The sequence below is a fragment of the Corynebacterium pygosceleis genome, from assembly GCF_016595275.2.
GTDB lineage: Bacteria > Actinomycetota > Actinomycetes > Mycobacteriales > Mycobacteriaceae > Corynebacterium > Corynebacterium pygosceleis.
This window is the reverse complement of record NZ_JAENIQ020000003.1, coordinates 198,970-216,075: the sequence shown is the minus strand read 5'-3', so window position 1 is coordinate 216,075 and position 17,106 is coordinate 198,970. Positions and strand designations below refer to the sequence as shown.

The window sequence follows — 17,106 nt, the reverse complement described above, 5'->3', positions numbered from 1 at the left end:
GCTGTGTTAATCGGTGGTTCAGCGTACCCGCATCGACACCACCACCGCACCTTTCACCTTTTTCGGGTGCGTCGTCGGGAGGCCACCACGCCCCCGTGGTCCGGCGCGGTGCCGTCCGGGGTGTAACGAACCTCCCCCCGCCGCCGACACAGGAGACATCACCGGTGGCGGAGCACCGGCGGCCCCGACCCCGCACGCATCGGGCACCGTTCGACCATCAACCGCGACCGGCCACGGCACGGGACATCATCCCCCGGGGCCCCGGCACCCCGCACCACCCCGTTGTCACTGGTGCAAAACTAAATGAAAGGGGCTAGAGTAACGCATGTTACGCGTGTGAATGATGTACCGCCCGCCGGATCCGATCCGTCGACGACGTACCATTCACCGTGCCCCACCCCAGCGACAGACAGACAGATGGAGCCCGTCACCGTGCCAGAGAATCCCGGAGGCATCACCCGCCGCCTCGCCACCACCGCCGCAGCACTGCTCGTCTCCACGGCGGCACTCGGCACGACTCCCGCGACAGCGGCCCCCGCACCGGCCGGTTCCGCCCCCGTCAGCTCCAGCACCCCCGGACTCCCCCAGCTGCCCCCGCCGCCGCTGGACCATCTCGGCCGGCCCGCCCCGCACATCCTCCGGCAGATCCGCGATTTCGCCGCACAGGACTTCATCCCGGAGAAGGTCCGGGACATGCTCCTCGCGGCGGTCGGATTCTTCGAGGGCGGCGACAAGCCCGGAGTTCCCCTCCCCGAGGACGCACCCGTGTTCGCCCAGTTCGGTTGGCCGACGGTCGCGGACAACTGCATCGGCGGTGAGAGCAGGGCCACCGGCACGGCGATCGCGGTCCCGGGCCCCGCCGATCTCCCCCTCCCCGGCGTCCCCGCAGGGCACGCGACCTTCGTGTTCACCGCACTGGGCACGGACCGTGTCGCCGAGGAACAGCGTACGTCCATGCAGGTCCGCTGGTTCAACATCAGCAACCTCCGGACCGGGGTGACCCCCCTCGGATACACGGGGATCAACCCCGACGGACCCGCCACTGTCGCCGGAACCGCGGACACCGGCCCCGGGACCGTCGTCGCCCTCCTCGACGGCGGCATCACCACCACCGACACGCACGGCGACACCGCCACCTGCAACTTCCTCCCGACCACCGGCATCTTCGACGTGAGGTGACCAGCCATGACCGATCTGCACCCCGTGAAGCACGAGAGCTTCAACATCGACGGCGGAACCAACATCGACCCCAAGGGTTTCATCCGGGACGTCGACACCTACCGCACGACCGATTTCGGGCTCTACATGGCCCGGGGCGCCGATCATCCGAGATTCGGCTATCTCGAGACCTGGCTGCTGCCCGAACTGGGACTAAGAGTCAACATCTTCCACTTCCGTGACGGTGTCGACGTCCACCAGGACTACTACGTCGACGTCGCGGAGATCACCGTCACCCCGGACGGCGTGTGGAGGACCCGGGATCTCTACGTCGACCTCGTCTCCGTCACCGGAGAACCCGTCGAGGTCATGGACATCGACGAACTGGCCGCAGCCACCTCCGCCGGCCTGATCTCCGCCGAGGACGCGGAAACCGCGATAGACACGACCCTGACCGCCGTCGAGGGAATCACCCGCAACGACGACGACCTGATGGCCTGGCTCCGTGGCAAGGGAATCGAACTCGACTGGGCCGATCCCACGACCATCACCCTCACCCCGACCGGATAGAACTTCCCGGGCCCCCGCCGTCTCCCCGCGCTTTCCCCGGCGGTGCACCGGCTGGCTACACTGACTCCCCACCACCGGCCGGGAACCGCCCGACCGACTCCACCCGCGCAACACCGCCCCTGTCCCCGAACGGGACGAGGGAACGTTGTCACGCGCCGACACGGCCAAGGAGTCCCCCATGTCCGACGACCACGACCCACACGAGAACATCCCGTCCGACGCCCCGGGGAACGGGCACAGCGGTACAGACACCGACGGCCTGTCGGAGACGATGATCAAACAGATCAACGAAGGCACCGAACGCCTCTCGCGCCCACCGGCCGCACTCGTCGTCACCGGCGTCATGGGCTCCCTCGAGGTCGGGGTCGGGCTCCTCGCCGAATACATCGTGACCACCTCAACCGGCAGCGAGATGCTCGGGTCACTCGCGTTCGCCATCGGCCTCGTCATCATCCTCCTCGCACACTCGGAACTGTTCACCGAGGGATTCCTCGTTCCGGTGTCCTCGGTGGTCGCGGGAAAGATGCCGCTGCACAGACTCCTCAGGTTCTGGGCGGCCACGTTCACCGGGAACATCATCGGCGCAGCGGTCATCATGGAACTCCTCGTCACCGCCTACCCCGACATGCACCCGTACCTCATCGAGAAGGCGCTGCACTACGCCCTCATGCCGATCGACCCGCAGCACGTCGTCCTCGCCGCGCTCGGCGGCATGTTCCTCACACTGGTCACACGCATGCACCAGTTCAGCGACGAGGTCTTCCCCATGATCGTGGCCAGCACCATCGGCGGATTCCTCCTGTCGGCCACGGGCATCGTCCACTCGATCCTGGACACCCTGTTCATCTTCGGTGGACTGTTCACCGGGGAATCGGGACTCACGTTCACCGACTGGCTCACCTTCGTCTGGTGGGTCGCCCTGGCGAATCTCGTCGGTGGACTCGTCCTCGTCTCGGCACTGCGCTTCGTGCAGGCACGCCGGGTCGTTCTCGACCAGAAGAACGGTTCCGTCAGGACCCGGGGACAGGCACCCGCCGACGCCGGACGGTAGAGTGGCCCGAAAAGACCCATGAAGAACACGGGTCACTCCAGAAACATTTCGCCGTCACCCACCTCCAGAGGAACCCGACGCCCATGGCCCACCGCATCCGCCGCGTAGTCGCAACCACCGCGCTAGGCACCGCCCTGCTCTCCCCCGTCGTCGCAGCCGCCCCCGCGGGTGCGATCATCGGTGCCCACAACGCCCATCCCTCCCGTGCCGCGTCCGCCGTCCGCCTCGAACTCGGCGACATGAGCTGCACCGGGACCCTCATCGCCCCGGAGTGGGTCCTCACGGCGAAACACTGTGTCGGACAGGGCAACACCTCGCGGATCTCCGTCGGACCGGCCTACCGCTCAGAACACCACTTCGCCACCGAAGTCATCATGCACCCGACGGTGGATCTCACCCTGGTGAAGCTCGACCGCCCCTCCGGGGCACCGGTCGTACCGCTCTCCGGTCACCACATGCAGCCGGGTGACGTCGGACGGGCCGTCGGCTGGGGCGGTGTCCGGGGCAGCGTCGCACCTCCCGTGCAGGAGTCCTCCGTGACCGTCCAACGGCGCGTCACGAATGTTCCGAGCCCCGACCGGGGAGCGACGATGGTGGAGACCTGGGTCGACGGCGGGCGCATTCAACGCGGCGACTCCGGAGGCCCGGTGTTCATGGACGGGGCGGTCACCGGTGTCATCGCGATGTCGAACGCCGGGGCGGAACACACCGTCGAAGGCACGGTCGCCTGGTACGTCCCCGTGGCGGAGAACCTCGACTGGATCAGCCGTCACTCCGGTGCCCCGCGTCCGGCTGTCACCGGTTCCCCGGCACCACTCGTCGACGCCACCGCGTACCCGACGGTCGCTCCGGTGCTTCCCCCCGTACCGGCGGTGTTCGGCAGCAGTATGCCGCAGCTTCCGCCGGAACTGTCCTTCCTCACCGCCGGAATCCCGCTGGGTGTGCCGCCTGCCGGTTCCTCCTAGAAGCGACGCGCGCACTGAGGTAGTCCCCGGAAAGCCGAAAAAGGCCCGGCTCCATTCGTGTGGAGCCGGGCCTTCGTCGTACGGAGACCTGTCGAACGTCCCCTAGATCGACACGCCCAGTTCGATCCCGAGACCGGGAACGGAGTCGATGAGGTCCCGGGTGTAGGCCTCCTTCGCACCGGCGAAGATTTCGTCGGCGGTACCGGACTCGACGACCTGTCCCTGTTTCATCACGACGATGTCGTCGGCGGTCTGCCGCACGACGGCGAGGTCGTGGGTGATGAAGAGGTAGCTGAGGTCGAGTTCCTCCTGGAGGTCCGCCATCAGCTGGAGGATCTGGTTCTGCACCAGCACGTCCAGTGCGGAGACGGCCTCGTCGAGGACGATGACCTCCGGGTTGAGCGCGAGTGCGCGGGCGACGGCGATGCGCTGGCGCTGGCCACCGGAGAGCTCGTTGGTGTACCTGCGCATCGTCGACCGTGGCATGGCGACCATGTCGAGGAGCTCGGCGACGCGGTTCTCGCGTTCCTTGCGGTTGCCCACCTTGTGCACCTTGAGGGGCTCCTCGATGCACCGGTAGATGGAGTACATCGGGTCCAGGGAACCGTAGGGGTTCTGGAACACGACCTGGAGCTTGCGGCGCATCGCGAAGAGTTCGCGACGGTTCAGCGTCGACAGGTCGGTACCCTTGTAGTACACCTTGCCGGAGGTGGGGTCCAGGAGATTGAGCACCATGTTCGCGACGGTTGATTTGCCCGAACCGGATTCGCCCACGAGCGCGAGCGTCGTTCCCTTCCGGAGCCCGAAGCTCACGTCGTCGACGGCCTTGAACTTCTTCTTGGCGCCCTTCGCACCACGGATGTCGAAGACCTTGGTGAGGTTCTCGACCCGGATGACCTCCTCCGCGACCTCCGCGGAGGAGTGGTTCAGCAGTTCCGGGGCCTCCACACCCTGTTCCTGTGCGGAACGGATACGTGCACTCGCCAGGGACGGAGCTGCCTTCACGAGACGCTGGGTGTAGGGGTGCCGCGGGTTCCGCAGGATGTCCAGCGACGGACCGGACTCGACGACGCGACCACGGTGCATCACCACGAGGTGTTCCGCGCGTTCCGCCGCGAGACCTAGGTCGTGGGTGATGAACAGGACGGCGTTGCCGAGCTCATCGGCGAGGGTACCGAGGTGGTCCAGGATCTGCTTCTGCACCGTGACATCGAGCGCGGAGGTCGGCTCATCGGCGATGAGCAGGTTCGGCCGGGCGGCGAGCCCCATACCGATGAGGGCCCGCTGGCGCATGCCGCCGGAGAACTCGTGCGGGTACTGCTTCGCACGACGCTCGGCGTCCGGCAGGCCGGCCTCCTCGAGCAGTTCGGTGACCCGCTTGTCGGCCTCGGAACCGGTGGCGATGTTGTTGGCCCTGAGTGATTCCTTGATCTGGGTGCCGATGCGCCACACCGGGTTCAGGTTGCTCATCGGGTCCTGGGGCACGAGACCGATCTCCGAGCCCCGGTAGGCCTCCATCTCCTTCGAGGAGAGCGTCGAGATGTCCTTCCCCTTGTACAGGATCTCGCCACCGGTGACCTTGCCGGTTCCGGGCAGGAGACCGATGACCGCCATGGCGGTGGTCGACTTGCCGGAACCGGATTCACCGACGATGGCGACGGACTGCCCCGGGTAGATGGTGAGGTTGACGTTCCGCACGGCTTCGACGGTTCCGGTGGAAGAGGTGAAGGAGACACAGAGGTCCTTCAGTTCGAGCAGCGGTTCGTCGCCGTGACGGTGCCCCATGGGGCGGGTTCCCTCCGCGTCCGGGTTTGTCGGGTTCACTGGTTGACTCATCGCTTCCTCGCCTTCGGGTCCAGGGCGTCACGGACCGCGTCGCCCATCATGATGAAGCTCAGCACCGTCAGTGCCAGAGCCATGGCCGGGTAGAAGAGGACCATCGGCTGGGTGCGCAGGGAACTCTGCGCCTTCGAGATGTCCCCGCCCCAGCTGACGATCGTCGTCGGCAGGCCGATGCCCAGGAACGACAGCGTGGCCTCAGCCACGATGAAGATACCGAGTGCGACGGTGGCGTAGACGATGATCGGTGCGGCCGCGTTGGGCAGCACGTGACTGGTGAGGATCTTCGTGGGGGACGCACCGACCGCGCGGGCCGCGGTGACGTACTCCTCGTTCTTGACACTCATCACGGCGCCACGGGTGATACGGGCGATCGAGGTCCAGCCGAACAGTCCGAGGACGAGGACGACGGTGATGATGGTGCGCTGTTCCTTGAACATCTGCATGACGACGATCGCGGCGAGCACGAGCGGGACGGCGAAGAAGGTGTCCGTGATACGGGAGAGGATCGCGTCGACCCATCCACCGATGTATCCGGCGAGTGAACCGATCAGCGTACCGATGAGGACGACGAGCGCCGTGGTGAGGATACCGACCGTCACCGACGCGCGGGCACCGTAGATCGTGCGGGCGAAGATGTCGCAGCCCTGTCGGTCGAAACCGAAGGGGTGTCCCTCACGCGGGCCCTCCAGGGAGTTCGACAGTTCACACAGCGTCGGGTCGGTCGACGTGAACAGGCCGGGGAACGCGGCGAGGAGCACGGCCACGAGAATCAGGACCGCGGAGGCCCAGAAGAGCGGGCGGCGACGCAGGTAGCGCCAGGATTCACCCCACACACTCGTCGGAGCGGACTCGTCGGCGACGGCGTCGACGGCACCGAGACCGGTTTCGTCGGTCTCCGCGATGAAGTGGTTCTGTCCGCGACGGGTCGAGGGGAACAGTGTGCCGGTGGCGTCATCGACGGTCGGGCTGGGCAATGGCTTGTCAATGTTGTCATGCATAGCGGATCCTCGGGTCGAGTACGGCGTAGAACAGGTCCACGAGCAGGTTCGCCACGATGTAGACGACCACCAGGACCGTCGTGAAGCTCACCACCGTGGTCGGTTCGCCCTTCAGGATGGCGTTGAACATGGTGCCTCCGACACCGTTGATGCCGAAGATTCCCTCGGTGACGATCGCACCACCCATCAGAGCACCGAGGTCGGCGCCGAGGAACGTGGTCACCGGGATCATCGAGTTCCGCATCACGTGGCGGACCATGACGGAGTTGTTGCTCAGTCCCTTGGCCCGTGCGGTGCGGACGTAGTCGGCGGTGAGGTTCTCGGACACGGACTGGCGTGTCAGTCGGAGTACATAGGCCAGAGAGACGGCACCGAGCACGGCGGCGGGCATGAGCAGATTCTTGACCGTGTCATGGGGCCCGACGGTCGACGGCAGCAGGCTGAACTTCACACCGACGACGTACTGGAAGACGAAACCGATGACGAAACTCGGCACGGCGATGACGATGAGGGAGATGACCAGGACGGTCGAGTCGAAGACGCCCCCGCGACGGATACCCGCGATGAAACCGAACCCGACACCGATGACGGTCTCGAAGATCAGGGCCATCAGCGCCAGTTTGATGGTCACGGGGAACGCGGTGGCCATGACGGAACTGACGGGCTGGCCGGAGAAGGTGGTGCCGAAGTCGAGGGACAGGATGCCCTTGAGGTAGAGCAGATACTGGATGATGAACGGCTTGTCCAGGTTGTATTCGGCCCGGATTCGCTCGGCGGTGGCCTCGGTGAGTCCACGGTCACCTCCGAGTGCCTGAACCGGGTCACCGGGCATGAGGAAGACGAGCGCATAGATGAGGAATGTCGCACCGAAGAAGACCGGAATCATCTGGAGCAGACGGCGCCCTACGTAACGCAGCATGGGGGTTCCTTCTGTCGAGGGAGGTGGGGCGGAACATACCCGGACCGGGAGGGGACCGGGGTACCGCGCCAGGCCCCGGGTCGCCGAAAACGGAGACCCGGGGCCTGGCGTAAACCCAGCTCACCTGGGAACGGAACTCATCCGGCGGTCGGGCGCTGGGCCCGTACCGACCGGATGAGATCTACGGTCGGTGAGGAGTCGGTGGTACCGGTGGAGCCGGTACCGTCGATTACTTCTTGGTGATCTGGTAGTAGATCGGCTGCGAGTTCCAGCCGAACTGGACGTCATCGACCTCGGAGGACCAGCCGGCCGTGACGTTGGAGTACCACAGCGGGATGACCGGGAGGTCCTTCAGCAGGATCTCCTGCGCCTCGTTGTAGAGGTCGGTGGCCTCCTCCACGCTGGAGGCGCCGGCGGCCTGGCTCAGCTTGTCGTCGAAGTCCTTGGAGGAGTAGTCGCCGTCGTTGGAACCGGCACCGGTGCCGTAGATCGGGGCGAGGAAGTTACCCACGGACGGGTAGTCGGCCTGCCAACCGGTACGGAACGCACCGGAGATGGTGCGGTTGGTCACGTCGTCACGCAGGGACTTGAAGTCCGGGTAGGGGTTACCCACGGCATCGATGCCGAGCGTGTTCTTGATGGAGTTGGCGACGGCGTCAACCCACGCCTGGTGTCCACCGTCTGCGTTGTAGGAGATGGTGAACTGGCCGGTCCACGGGGAGATCTCGTCGGCCTTCTGCCACAGCTCCTTGGCCTTCTCCGGGTTGTACTCGAGGACCTCGGCACCGTTCAGGGAGTCACTGTGGCCGTCGATCACCGGGGAGGAGAAGTCGGTCGCCGGGGTACGCGTGCCGTCGAAGATCTTGTCGGTGATCTCATCACGGTTGATGGACATGGAGATCGCCTCACGGCGCAGGTGTCCCTCTTCACCGTTGAAGTGCTCGAGCTTCTCCGGGATGGTGAAGGACTGGAAGATGGCGGCGGGCTCATTGACCCAGCGACCGTCGAGCTCATCCTTGTAGTTGGCGAAGGCCGAGTCCGGGATCGTGTCCAGGACATCGAGGTTGCCGTCCAGCAGCGCGACGTAGGCGGCGTCCGGCTTCGGGTAGAAGACGAACTCGATGCCGTCGTTCTGTGCCTTGCGTCCACCGTCGTAGCTCTCATTCGGGACCATCGTCAGGGACTCATTGTGCGCCCACTCGGCGACCTTGTAGGGGCCGTTACCGACGGGGTCCTGACCGAAGGCGTCCATGTCGTCGAACGCGGACTCGGGCAGCGGGTAGAAGGCGGAGTAACCGAGACGCAACGGGAAGTCCGCCTCAGGCTGCTTCAGGGTCACGGTGAAGGTGTGGTCGTCGTTGACCTCGAGACCCGTCAGCGGCTTGCCCTCCTCGAAGCCCTCGATGGGCTCGAAGAAGTAGCTGGACAGGGTCTCATTCTCGACGGCGTAGTTCCAGGCGTCGACGAAGTTCTTCGCCGTGACCGGGGAACCGTCGGAGAAGGTCTCCCCCTCCTTGATCTTGATGACGAACTTCTTGTTGCCGTCCTCCGGAGTGATGGACTCGGCGAGATCATTGTGGACCTTGCCCTCACCGTCGTAGTACACGAGGCCCGCGAAAATGCTCTCGACGATGCGGCCGCCACCGGTCTCGTTGGTGTTCTGCGGGACCAGCGGGTTCTGCGGCTCGGAACCCCAGGCCGTGATGTAGTTGCTGCCGCCCGAACCGCTGTCGGAGCCGCTGCCGCCCTCGGAATCGGACGAACAGGCGGACACGGAAACGGCGAGCGCGGCCGCGGTCATCGCGGCGATGGTCTTCTTCAAAGTCATGCGGGGGACCTCCAGTATGAGTGAACGGGAACCCGACAGTTGCGTTGTTTTGTTGTCAACTGCCTGTTTCACTGTGGGTCATCTTAACTGTGACCCACCTCAATTATCGAGACAGGGCCCCAGCACTGTCACATCGCCCCTCCGCGACCGACTCCCCCATTTTCGCCACCACCGCACAGGACCAGCAGATTTAGGGGTCAGACCTCCGGAACGACCCCGCGACCCGTTATTGAATCGTTACTGGACGGACCGTAAACGTGCCGTGAGTTGCCCCTGACAGCATCTGAGATACCCACACCGTCCCGGTGCCCCGGTTCCGGGACGGCACCGTCCGGGAACCGGGGCACCGCCGGAAACACCACATCCCGGCTCAACGGTGCGAGCACCGGATCAACGGAGTCCGCCCGGAAGAAGCGCGCCTCCTCTATCTCGGCCCGTACCTCCGGAAGCTGATCCAGCGGCGACGGATACAGGAAGACGTCACAGTCGACGCTGCATCCCGCCTCATTCGCGGCGGGGGCACCGAACCTGCCGAGGGGCACGAGTAGCTCCGGATCCAGGTCGACTCCGAGTTCCTCGGAGATTTCGCGCACAGCCGTCTGCCGGCCCGTCTCCCCCGCTTCGAGCTTCCCACCAGGCAACATGAACGCCACGGTTCCCCGCTTGCGCACACTGAGGATGTCCCCTCCCGCGTTGCGGATGACGACGGCGGCGATCCTGATGACACTCATGTGGACAGATACTATCCGCACACCATCCCTCACCCACTCAGGACGGTGAGATCGACGGTGCCCAGCACATTGCCCGGATCAGCCGCGTGACGTTCCTCCTGCTCCGCCCAGTACCCCCACCATTCGGCGAATCCCGGGTCCCGGGCCAGCGCACGTTTCCTGCGCTCGGTCCCGTCGAGGTCGACCCGTACGGTGAAACAGCGACCACGACGCCGCGCCGCCCGGAGGTTCGCCGGGGTCAACGATCCCACCCCCTCGATGATCAGGACCTCCCGGGGGTCGAGTGCGACCCATTCACCCGGGCGGTCATTGACCCAGTCCCAGCGTGTGTACCCGGGGCGCTCCGGGGCGAGAACGTCCCGGGCCACCATCATGCTCCCTTCCGCGAGGCCTCCCCACCCGGGGTAGAAGTCGTCGAGGTGCACGACCCGGTGTCCCGTCCGTGACCCCGCCATGCGGGCCAGCGTCGTCTTCCCGGAACCGGAACGCCCACCGATGAGGACCGTCCGGACACCGGAGGCACAGGCGTCGGCGAGAATGCCCACCGCGGCGTCGGGTCGGACCGGCCCCTCCATCACACCCCCAGGAAACGGAAGTCGCCGGTCGCCACCGAAATCCCCAGGGAGAGCAGGGAGACGGTGAGACAGACACCCATCAGCACCCAGTCGCGCGGATGCAGTCGGGTGGGACGGGCCCAGGTCCGGGCGATGTCGGCCCCGAACGCACGGGCCTCCATCGCGGTGGCGAGTTTCGCCCCACGACGCAGCGCGAGAACGAGGAGGCCGAAGAGCATCGTCACCCCACGGACCACCCGGCCGTCATCGGCCAGTCCCCTGGACCGACGGGCCCGCCCCATCGCCTGCCAGTCCCGTCTGAAGAGAGTCGCCAGTCGGACCCCGGCCACGGTGCCGATGACGAATTTCGCGGGGAGGTGCCAGATCTGCGCCAGACCGTCACCGAGGTCCGTCGGATCCGTTCGCCCGATCATGACGATGGCGGGGAGTCCGACCGCGAAGATGCGGACCATGATCGCCAACGCGAGCTGGATGGAGTTGTCCGTCACGTGGATCCAGCCGTAGGAGAAGTGCTCGGTTCCCTCCGGTCTGCCGTAGAGGACCATGGAGACACCGGAGAGCGGGGCGGCGAGAAACAGCGGCCAGGCCCGCACCGGCAGCCGTCTGATGTCCGTTCCGGTGAACGGTAGGACGATGAGGATGAACGCCAGGCAGCACGCCGCTGACACGATGTCCACGGACAGCAGCAGCGGTGTGGTCAACAGAACGAGACCGCCGATCCGGGCCACGGGGTTCGTGCGGGCCAGAAGATCAGGCATCGGTCTCCACCTCTATCCGGTGGTCACCGAGCGCCCCGGCGAACAGGTGGTCATGGGTGATCGACGCCAGTGTCACGCCCCCGTCGACGAGTTCGCGCAGCAGGAGCACGAGTTCGGTGAAGGTCCGCCGGTCCTGCCCGAAGGTCGGCTCATCGAGGATGAGCACGGACGGTGCGGTCACCAGTGCGGTGGCCACACTCAGACGACGTTTCTGGCCGCCGGAGAGGGAGAACGGGTTGGCGTCGGCGAGATGGTCGAGCCGCAGCCGCACGAGGAGTTCGTCGACCCGCCGCCGGTCGGCTGCGGTGACGGCGTCCGCGGGTGTGTGGCCGGTGAGTCGCCTCCACAGTCCGACACGTCCACGCCGTCCCGCGGTGACGGCGGGCCCGATCAGCAGTTCCGAGCGGACGCTCCGGGCGACGAACTGGTGCTCGGGATCCTGGAAGACGAAACCGATCCGGGTCGCGAGGTCACGGGAGGACCAGCGGTGGGGGCCTCCGGACAGACCTCCGGAGACCCTCTCCCCCGCGTGGACGGTTCCGCCGAGTGGAGGGAGCAGACCCGCGAGGGTGAGCGCGAGGGTGGATTTTCCGGCACCGTTCGGCCCCGTGACCACGGTGGATCGACCGTCGGGAAGAACGAGGTTCCGGGGTGGTCCCACAGGCCTCCCCTCCGCCCATCCGACGGTGAGGTCATCGGCGCGGAGCGCCGGTTCGGTCGCCGTTCCGGCGAAGGGGTTCGCCTCCGGCAGGTCCGGTGGTATCCCGGGAACCCAGACGCCGTTCGCCGCGAGGTGCCGCCCCTCGGTCGCGATGATCTCGTCGAGGGGGCCCGCAGCGATCAGACCACGGTCGGCGGTACCGAGCACGAGGGCGTGATCGACGACACCGGACCAGATCTCGACACGGTGCTCGACGACGATGAGGGTCGCGCCGGTCTCCCGGACCACCCGGTCGACGGCGTCCCGTACCTCCGCGACGCCGTCGGGGTCGAGGTTCGCGGTCGGCTCATCGAGCAGGATCAGCCGCGCCCCCATGGCGATGACCCCGGCGAGGGCCAGCCGCTGCTTCTGCCCTCCGGACAGTTCGGAGGTCGGGTGGTCCAGTGGGAGGTCGAGTCCGACCATCTCCAGCGCGTGGGCGACACGGCGCCAGATCTCCGTGCGTTCGACACCGAGATTCTCGCAGCCGAAGGCGACGTCGTCACCGACCCGGGATGAGATGACCTGGGAGTCGGGGTCCTGGAGAACCATGCCCACCAGGCCACGTGCCTGCTCCGGTGGACGGCCGTCGACGAGGAGCGTGCCCTGCCGGTCCCCCTCGTCATCACCACCGAGGACGCCGGCGATCGCGGCGAGGAGCGTGGATTTTCCGGAGCCGGATTCACCGAGCAGCAGGATGCGCTGGCCCGGTTCGACGTCCAGATCGAGGTCGGCGATGGTGGGGTGCAGGCGACCTGCGTGCCGCCAACCGAAGCCGGTCGCACGGATCGCCGCTCCCCGGTGGCCCGCACCGGTCGACGGATCCGGTGCCACGGTCTAGACCTGCCGCTGGCGTTCACGCCCGGCGGCGAAGCGGTCCAGTGCACCGGTGGCCGCGAGTGCGCGGACGAGGAACCAGGAGCAGATACCGGCGATGACCGCACCGGAGACAAGGAGTGTGGCGAGGTAGGTGACCTGGAATTCGGTCGACTTACCGAAGTTCCCGGAGAGGAACCCCTCGAGGATCCAGGCGCCGGCGCCCGCTCCGGCACCGGCGAGGGCGGCGACGACCGGTCCGAAGCGGCGGTAGAGGAAGATGGCGAGGATGATCTCCGCGCCGAGACCCTGTGCGATACCCGAGTAGAGGGTGCTGATCCCCCACTGGTTGCCGAGGCCCGCGGACACCGAGGCCGCGATGACCTCACACAGGAGGGCGGCACCCGGCTTACGGATCACCAGGCCCCCGAGGACACCGGCGAAGAGCCAGGGACCGACGGCGAGTCCGCCGAATCCCGGGGTGACGGCGCTGATCGATTCGTAGAAGGCGCCGCCGGGTCCGTTGTAGGCCCAGAAGACCAGACCAGCGGCCACGCCGAGGACAGCGAGTGCGATGATGTCGATGACCCGCCAGCTCTTTCCCGACGATGCGGTGACGGTGATCGGTGTACGGGTTTCAGGCACGGATGTGCTCATGGTTTTTCCTCATCTCCCTAGCGCCGGCATTACCCGGATCAGGTTGTTACGGTCACCGGTGCGCCGCGTGGTGCACACCTCGCGGTCAACCGACGTCTCAGCCCGATTCACGCTCGGACACCCGTGGGACCGGGCCAATGATACAGATCGTCCCCGACGGACGCGAGGGGCGGTCGGGTCTCCCCGCATCCACCGACGCCCGTACGGGTGCCGCATTCCGGGCCCACGGGGATTCGGACTATCCTGAGAAGATGAGCAGTCACACCAGTCACACCGGAAGCGGTGGCACCGTCCACGATCTGCCGGGTGCGCCGGAATCCCGGATCAGCCGGACCGGAGCGGCGACAGCATTCACGTCCCTGGTCATCGGCGCCATCCTCCTCACCGGCTGCACCGACCACAACCGGTCCGAGGTCACCCTGGCCGGGAGTGCGGGGGTGGAGGACGGCACCGGGGACGGGAACAGCCCCACCGACCGGTCCACACCCCCCGACCTCTCCGCCCCGTGTCCCGCCGCACAGCTCACCGCGGCGGTCGATTCGACCAACGCCGGGGCCGGGCACACCTTCTACACCGTCCGGCTGACCAACAACGGAAGTCCGTGCACCCTGTCCGGCTACCCGGGGGTGTCCCTCATCGACGCCGCGGGAAACCAGGTGGGCGCGGCGGCCGACCGGGAGATCGGGGCCAAAGGCCACCCCACCAGACTCGACACCGGTTCATCGGCGACCTTCTCCACGAGATTCAGTCAACCCCACGCCTACAATCCCGAAGCCTGCGAACCGACCGAGCGGGCCCAGCACATGAAGATCTACCCGCCCAACGACACCGGGTGGCTCACCATCCCGGTGAGCCAGTCGACCTGCGGTTCGGACCGGATCAGCACGATCACGGTCACCGGGGTCGGTGCGGACTGATCACCGGGGCCCCGCACCGGCGTCGGCCATCGCACGGCGTACCGCCGACGCCGAAACCCCGAGCAGTTCCCGTTCCGTGGCGTCGAGCGGTGGGGTCACCCGACGCCGCACACCGCCCCGGCCGATGACACACGGGAGGGAGAGCGACACACCGCTCAACCCGTATTCACCCTCCAACGGACCGGAGGTGGGGTACACCGCGCGTTCGTCGAGGAGGGCGGCCCGGGCCAACACGATCGCCGACTGCGCGACACCGGCGCTGGTCCAACCTTTGGCGTTGAGCACGTCGTAGGCCGACTGAACCACGTCCTCCGCGAGCTCCCCCAGTTCATAGGGGACACCACCGAACGCGTCCCCGAGCCCGGCGTTCGGCACACCCGCCACAGAGACCAGACTCAACGCCGGGACGGCGGACAGGCCGTGTTCCCCGACCATCAGCCCGTGCACGGAACCCGGGTCGATGCCGTGGCGGTCGGCGATGAGCCGGCGCATCCGTGCCGAATCCAGCATCGTCCCGGTACCGAACACCCGGCCACGGGGGAACCCGAACTCCGTCGCCGCGACATGGGTCATCGTGTCGCAGGGGTTGGTGATCACGATGACGACGGGGTCGTGCGTCACCGCGGCGATGTCCCCCATCACCTGACGGATCACCGCCGCATTCGTCCTCGCCAACGCGGCCCGGTCCGGGGCCTTCTCCTCCTCCGAGGGGATGATCGAGGGACCGGCGGCGATGATGACGATGTCGGCGTCCGCGCAGTCGTCGTAGTCACCGGCGTGAACAGTGACGTTGACCCGCGTATCCAGTGCGGTCGCGTGATGCTGGTCCAGCGCCTCACCGACGGCGACGCCGTCGGCGGTGTCGATGAGCGCGATCTCGCCGTAGAGCCCGGACGCGACCGCGTCCGCGAGGACACAGGAGCCGACGTGTCCCAGTCCGACGATGACGAGTTTGTTCACGTGTGTGTTCATGTCTCCAACCCCCCGGGTGTCAGGTCTTCGGGAGGAGATCGGGTGGACGGGGTGGCGCCACAGCGGATCTCCATTTGTGCAATTCCGACGGTACCGTCGAACACTCCGCGAGGGTAGGTTCTTCAGACATGGCCAGTGGACTTCTCGACGCAGCGGTACTCCTCGGTACCGGGCTGTCCGGAATCGTCGTCGCCGCAGGCCTCGTCTTCCGCCGCGTGCGGGTGCGACGGAGCTGGTACCGGACCGAGGGCACCGTCATCGACGCGATCCCGCGTCCCGGCGCGCCCGCCGATGATCCGTTCCGGTGTGCGGTGATCACCTTCACGGGCCCCGACGGCGGTCTCCACCAGTGGATCGACCCGCACCACACCTCCTTCGCACGGGAACAGGTCGGCCAGCGGGTCGATCTGTTCATCACGAGACACGGCAGCGGTGACGTCCGCAGGCCCCCGACCGTCGACCCCTTCTTCTTCGTCGTCATGTTTCTCGCGGTCGGAGGACTGGCGCTCATCATGGCGGGGGTCGTCCTCGGCACCGAGGCCACACTGCGGTAGCCGGGTGCCCGACACGTACCATGGCGTGCCATGAAGGCAACCATGATCCACGCCCCCGGTGACATCCGTCTCGAGACCCGCACCGACCCGACCATCGTGGAACCGACCGACGCCATCATCCGCACGGTCGCCACCTGTGTCTGCGGGTCCGACCTCTGGCCGTACCGTGGCGACAACGACATCCCGGAACCGAACCCCATCGGCCACGAGTACGTCGGGATCGTCGAGGAGGTCGGCGCAGCCGTGTCCACGGTCTCCCCCGGCGACTTCGTCGTGGGTGGGTTCCTCTACTCGTGTAACGACTGCCCGACCTGTCGCGCCGGCATGCACGCCAACTGTCCCCGGGGCGGCGGATACGACGGCTGCCAGGCCGAGCTGATCCGGGTACCGCTGGCGGACGGCACCCTCGTGGCGACACCGGGGGCTCCGGACCGCGATCTCATCCCCTCGCTGCTGACGCTGTCCGACGTGATGTGCACCGGGTGGCACGCCGCGGTCTCCGCGGGTGTCGGTGCCGGGGATTCGGTGGTGGTCGTCGGTGACGGTGCGGTGGGACTGTGCGGCGTCATCGCCGCGAAACAGCTCGGGGCGGGACGCATCATCGCGATGTCCCGGCACGCCGACCGGCAGGAACTCGCCCGTCGCTTCGGTGCGACCGACATCATCGCCGAGCGCGGTGACGGGGGTGTGGCGGCGGTCAGGGCCCTCACCGACGGCATCGGCGCCGACCGTGCACTCGAGTGCGTCGGCTCCGAGGGGGCACGCCGCCAGGCCGTCGACGCCGTCCGGCCCGGTGGGATGGTCGGGCTGGTCGGACTGCCGCACGGAGGGCTCGAGGCGGAGCGACTGTTCTGGAGGAACAAGGGGATCCGGGGCGGGGTCGCGCCGGTACGGGCCTACCTCGACGAGCTCCTGCCCCTCGTGTGGAACCGGGAGATCGATCCCGGCGCGGTGTTCACGGACCACTACCCGCTGGACGAGGTGTCCGACGCGTACGCAGCGATGGATCAGCGACGGACGGTCAAGGCACTGCTGTGGACCTGACGCATTCGCCGGTGGCGGCGTGCATCAGTAATACTGTGCCCATGCATGCAC

16 protein-coding genes and 1 pseudogene are annotated in these 17,106 nt (G+C 66.9%); 7 read left to right on the top strand and 10 right to left on the bottom strand.

Features of this window, described 5'->3' with window-relative positions; all coding sequences use genetic code 11:
- Nucleotides 1-432 precede the first annotated feature (432 nt).
- From JIM94_RS07490 to JIM94_RS07475, 4 genes are all read left to right on the top strand, one after another.
- Complete coding sequence (locus JIM94_RS07490; protein WP_248703000.1) at nucleotides 433-1,179, top strand: Rv1157c family protein; 747 nt, start codon at nucleotides 433-435, stop codon at nucleotides 1,177-1,179.
- 6 nt (nucleotides 1,180-1,185) lie between these two features.
- Entirely contained in the window at nucleotides 1,186-1,728 is a 543-nt protein-coding gene (locus JIM94_RS07485; protein WP_200251304.1) for a ribonuclease FAU-1 family protein, read from the top strand.
- A 178-nt stretch (nucleotides 1,729-1,906) separates the two neighbouring features.
- A complete protein-coding gene (locus tag JIM94_RS07480) occupies nucleotides 1,907-2,779 on the top strand; it encodes a formate/nitrite transporter family protein (RefSeq protein WP_200251300.1) in 873 nt (290 codons plus the stop codon).
- 83 nt (nucleotides 2,780-2,862) lie between these two features.
- Nucleotides 2,863-3,744 carry a trypsin-like serine protease gene (locus JIM94_RS07475; protein WP_200251297.1) on the top strand — a complete coding sequence of 294 codons (882 nt, stop codon included), beginning with the start codon at nucleotides 2,863-2,865 and terminating at the stop codon, nucleotides 3,742-3,744.
- A gap of 102 nt (nucleotides 3,745-3,846) precedes the next feature.
- On the opposite strand, the gene JIM94_RS07470 is transcribed toward JIM94_RS07475, so the two are convergent.
- The 9 genes and pseudogenes from JIM94_RS07470 to JIM94_RS07430 form a co-directional block, all read right to left on the bottom strand.
- Nucleotides 3,847-5,529, bottom strand: a complete 1,683-nt coding sequence (locus tag JIM94_RS07470; RefSeq protein ID WP_200252137.1) for a dipeptide ABC transporter ATP-binding protein — start codon at nucleotides 5,527-5,529, stop codon at nucleotides 3,847-3,849.
- Between the two features lie 47 nt (nucleotides 5,530-5,576).
- Complete coding sequence (locus JIM94_RS07465; protein WP_200251294.1) at nucleotides 5,577-6,584, bottom strand: ABC transporter permease; 1,008 nt, start codon at nucleotides 6,582-6,584, stop codon at nucleotides 5,577-5,579.
- Nucleotides 6,577-7,503: an ABC transporter permease gene (locus tag JIM94_RS07460; protein ID WP_200251291.1), complete on the bottom strand. Its 927-nt coding sequence runs from the start codon at nucleotides 7,501-7,503 to the stop codon at nucleotides 6,577-6,579. The genes JIM94_RS07465 and JIM94_RS07460 overlap by 8 nt, the downstream gene beginning before the upstream one ends.
- A gap of 229 nt (nucleotides 7,504-7,732) precedes the next feature.
- Nucleotides 7,733-9,331, bottom strand: coding sequence for a peptide ABC transporter substrate-binding protein (locus JIM94_RS07455; RefSeq protein ID WP_200251289.1), 1,599 nt, complete (start codon nucleotides 9,329-9,331; stop codon nucleotides 7,733-7,735).
- 344 nt (nucleotides 9,332-9,675) lie between these two features.
- A pseudogene (locus JIM94_RS07450) lies at nucleotides 9,676-10,062 on the bottom strand (NUDIX hydrolase); the annotation flags it as partial.
- A 29-nt stretch (nucleotides 10,063-10,091) separates the two neighbouring features.
- Nucleotides 10,092-10,637, bottom strand: a complete 546-nt coding sequence (locus JIM94_RS07445) for a nucleoside/nucleotide kinase family protein (RefSeq protein ID WP_200251285.1) — start codon at nucleotides 10,635-10,637, stop codon at nucleotides 10,092-10,094.
- Nucleotides 10,637-11,395 carry an energy-coupling factor transporter transmembrane component T family protein gene (locus JIM94_RS07440; RefSeq protein ID WP_200251283.1) on the bottom strand — a complete coding sequence of 253 codons (759 nt, stop codon included), beginning with the start codon at nucleotides 11,393-11,395 and terminating at the stop codon, nucleotides 10,637-10,639. Before JIM94_RS07440 ends, JIM94_RS07445 begins: the two co-directional genes overlap by 1 nt.
- Nucleotides 11,388-12,929 (bottom strand): ABC transporter ATP-binding protein, encoded by a 1,542-nt coding sequence (locus tag JIM94_RS07435; protein ID WP_248702999.1) that lies wholly within the window; start codon nucleotides 12,927-12,929, stop codon nucleotides 11,388-11,390. The genes JIM94_RS07440 and JIM94_RS07435 overlap by 8 nt, the downstream gene beginning before the upstream one ends.
- Nucleotides 12,930-12,932: 3 nt before the next feature.
- Complete coding sequence (locus JIM94_RS07430) at nucleotides 12,933-13,568, bottom strand: ECF transporter S component (RefSeq protein ID WP_200251281.1); 636 nt, start codon at nucleotides 13,566-13,568, stop codon at nucleotides 12,933-12,935.
- A gap of 137 nt (nucleotides 13,569-13,705) precedes the next feature.
- Here JIM94_RS07430 and JIM94_RS07425 point away from each other — a divergent pair, with 137 nt between their 5' ends.
- A complete protein-coding gene (locus tag JIM94_RS07425) occupies nucleotides 13,706-14,485 on the top strand; it encodes a DUF4232 domain-containing protein (protein ID WP_200251279.1) in 780 nt (259 codons plus the stop codon).
- Here JIM94_RS07425 and JIM94_RS07420 read toward each other — a convergent pair whose 3' ends face one another.
- Entirely contained in the window at nucleotides 14,486-15,457 is a 972-nt protein-coding gene (locus JIM94_RS07420; protein ID WP_200251277.1) for a lactate/malate family dehydrogenase, read from the bottom strand.
- Nucleotides 15,458-15,585: 128 nt separating this feature from the next.
- Here JIM94_RS07420 and JIM94_RS07415 point away from each other — a divergent pair, with 128 nt between their 5' ends.
- A complete protein-coding gene (locus JIM94_RS07415) occupies nucleotides 15,586-16,011 on the top strand; it encodes a DUF3592 domain-containing protein (RefSeq protein WP_200251275.1) in 426 nt (141 codons plus the stop codon).
- 30 nt (nucleotides 16,012-16,041) lie between these two features.
- On the top strand, nucleotides 16,042-17,055 hold the full coding sequence (locus JIM94_RS07410; RefSeq protein WP_200251273.1) for a zinc-dependent alcohol dehydrogenase family protein: 1,014 nt from the start codon (nucleotides 16,042-16,044) through the stop codon (nucleotides 17,053-17,055).
- Nucleotides 17,056-17,106: the final 51 nt, after the last annotated feature.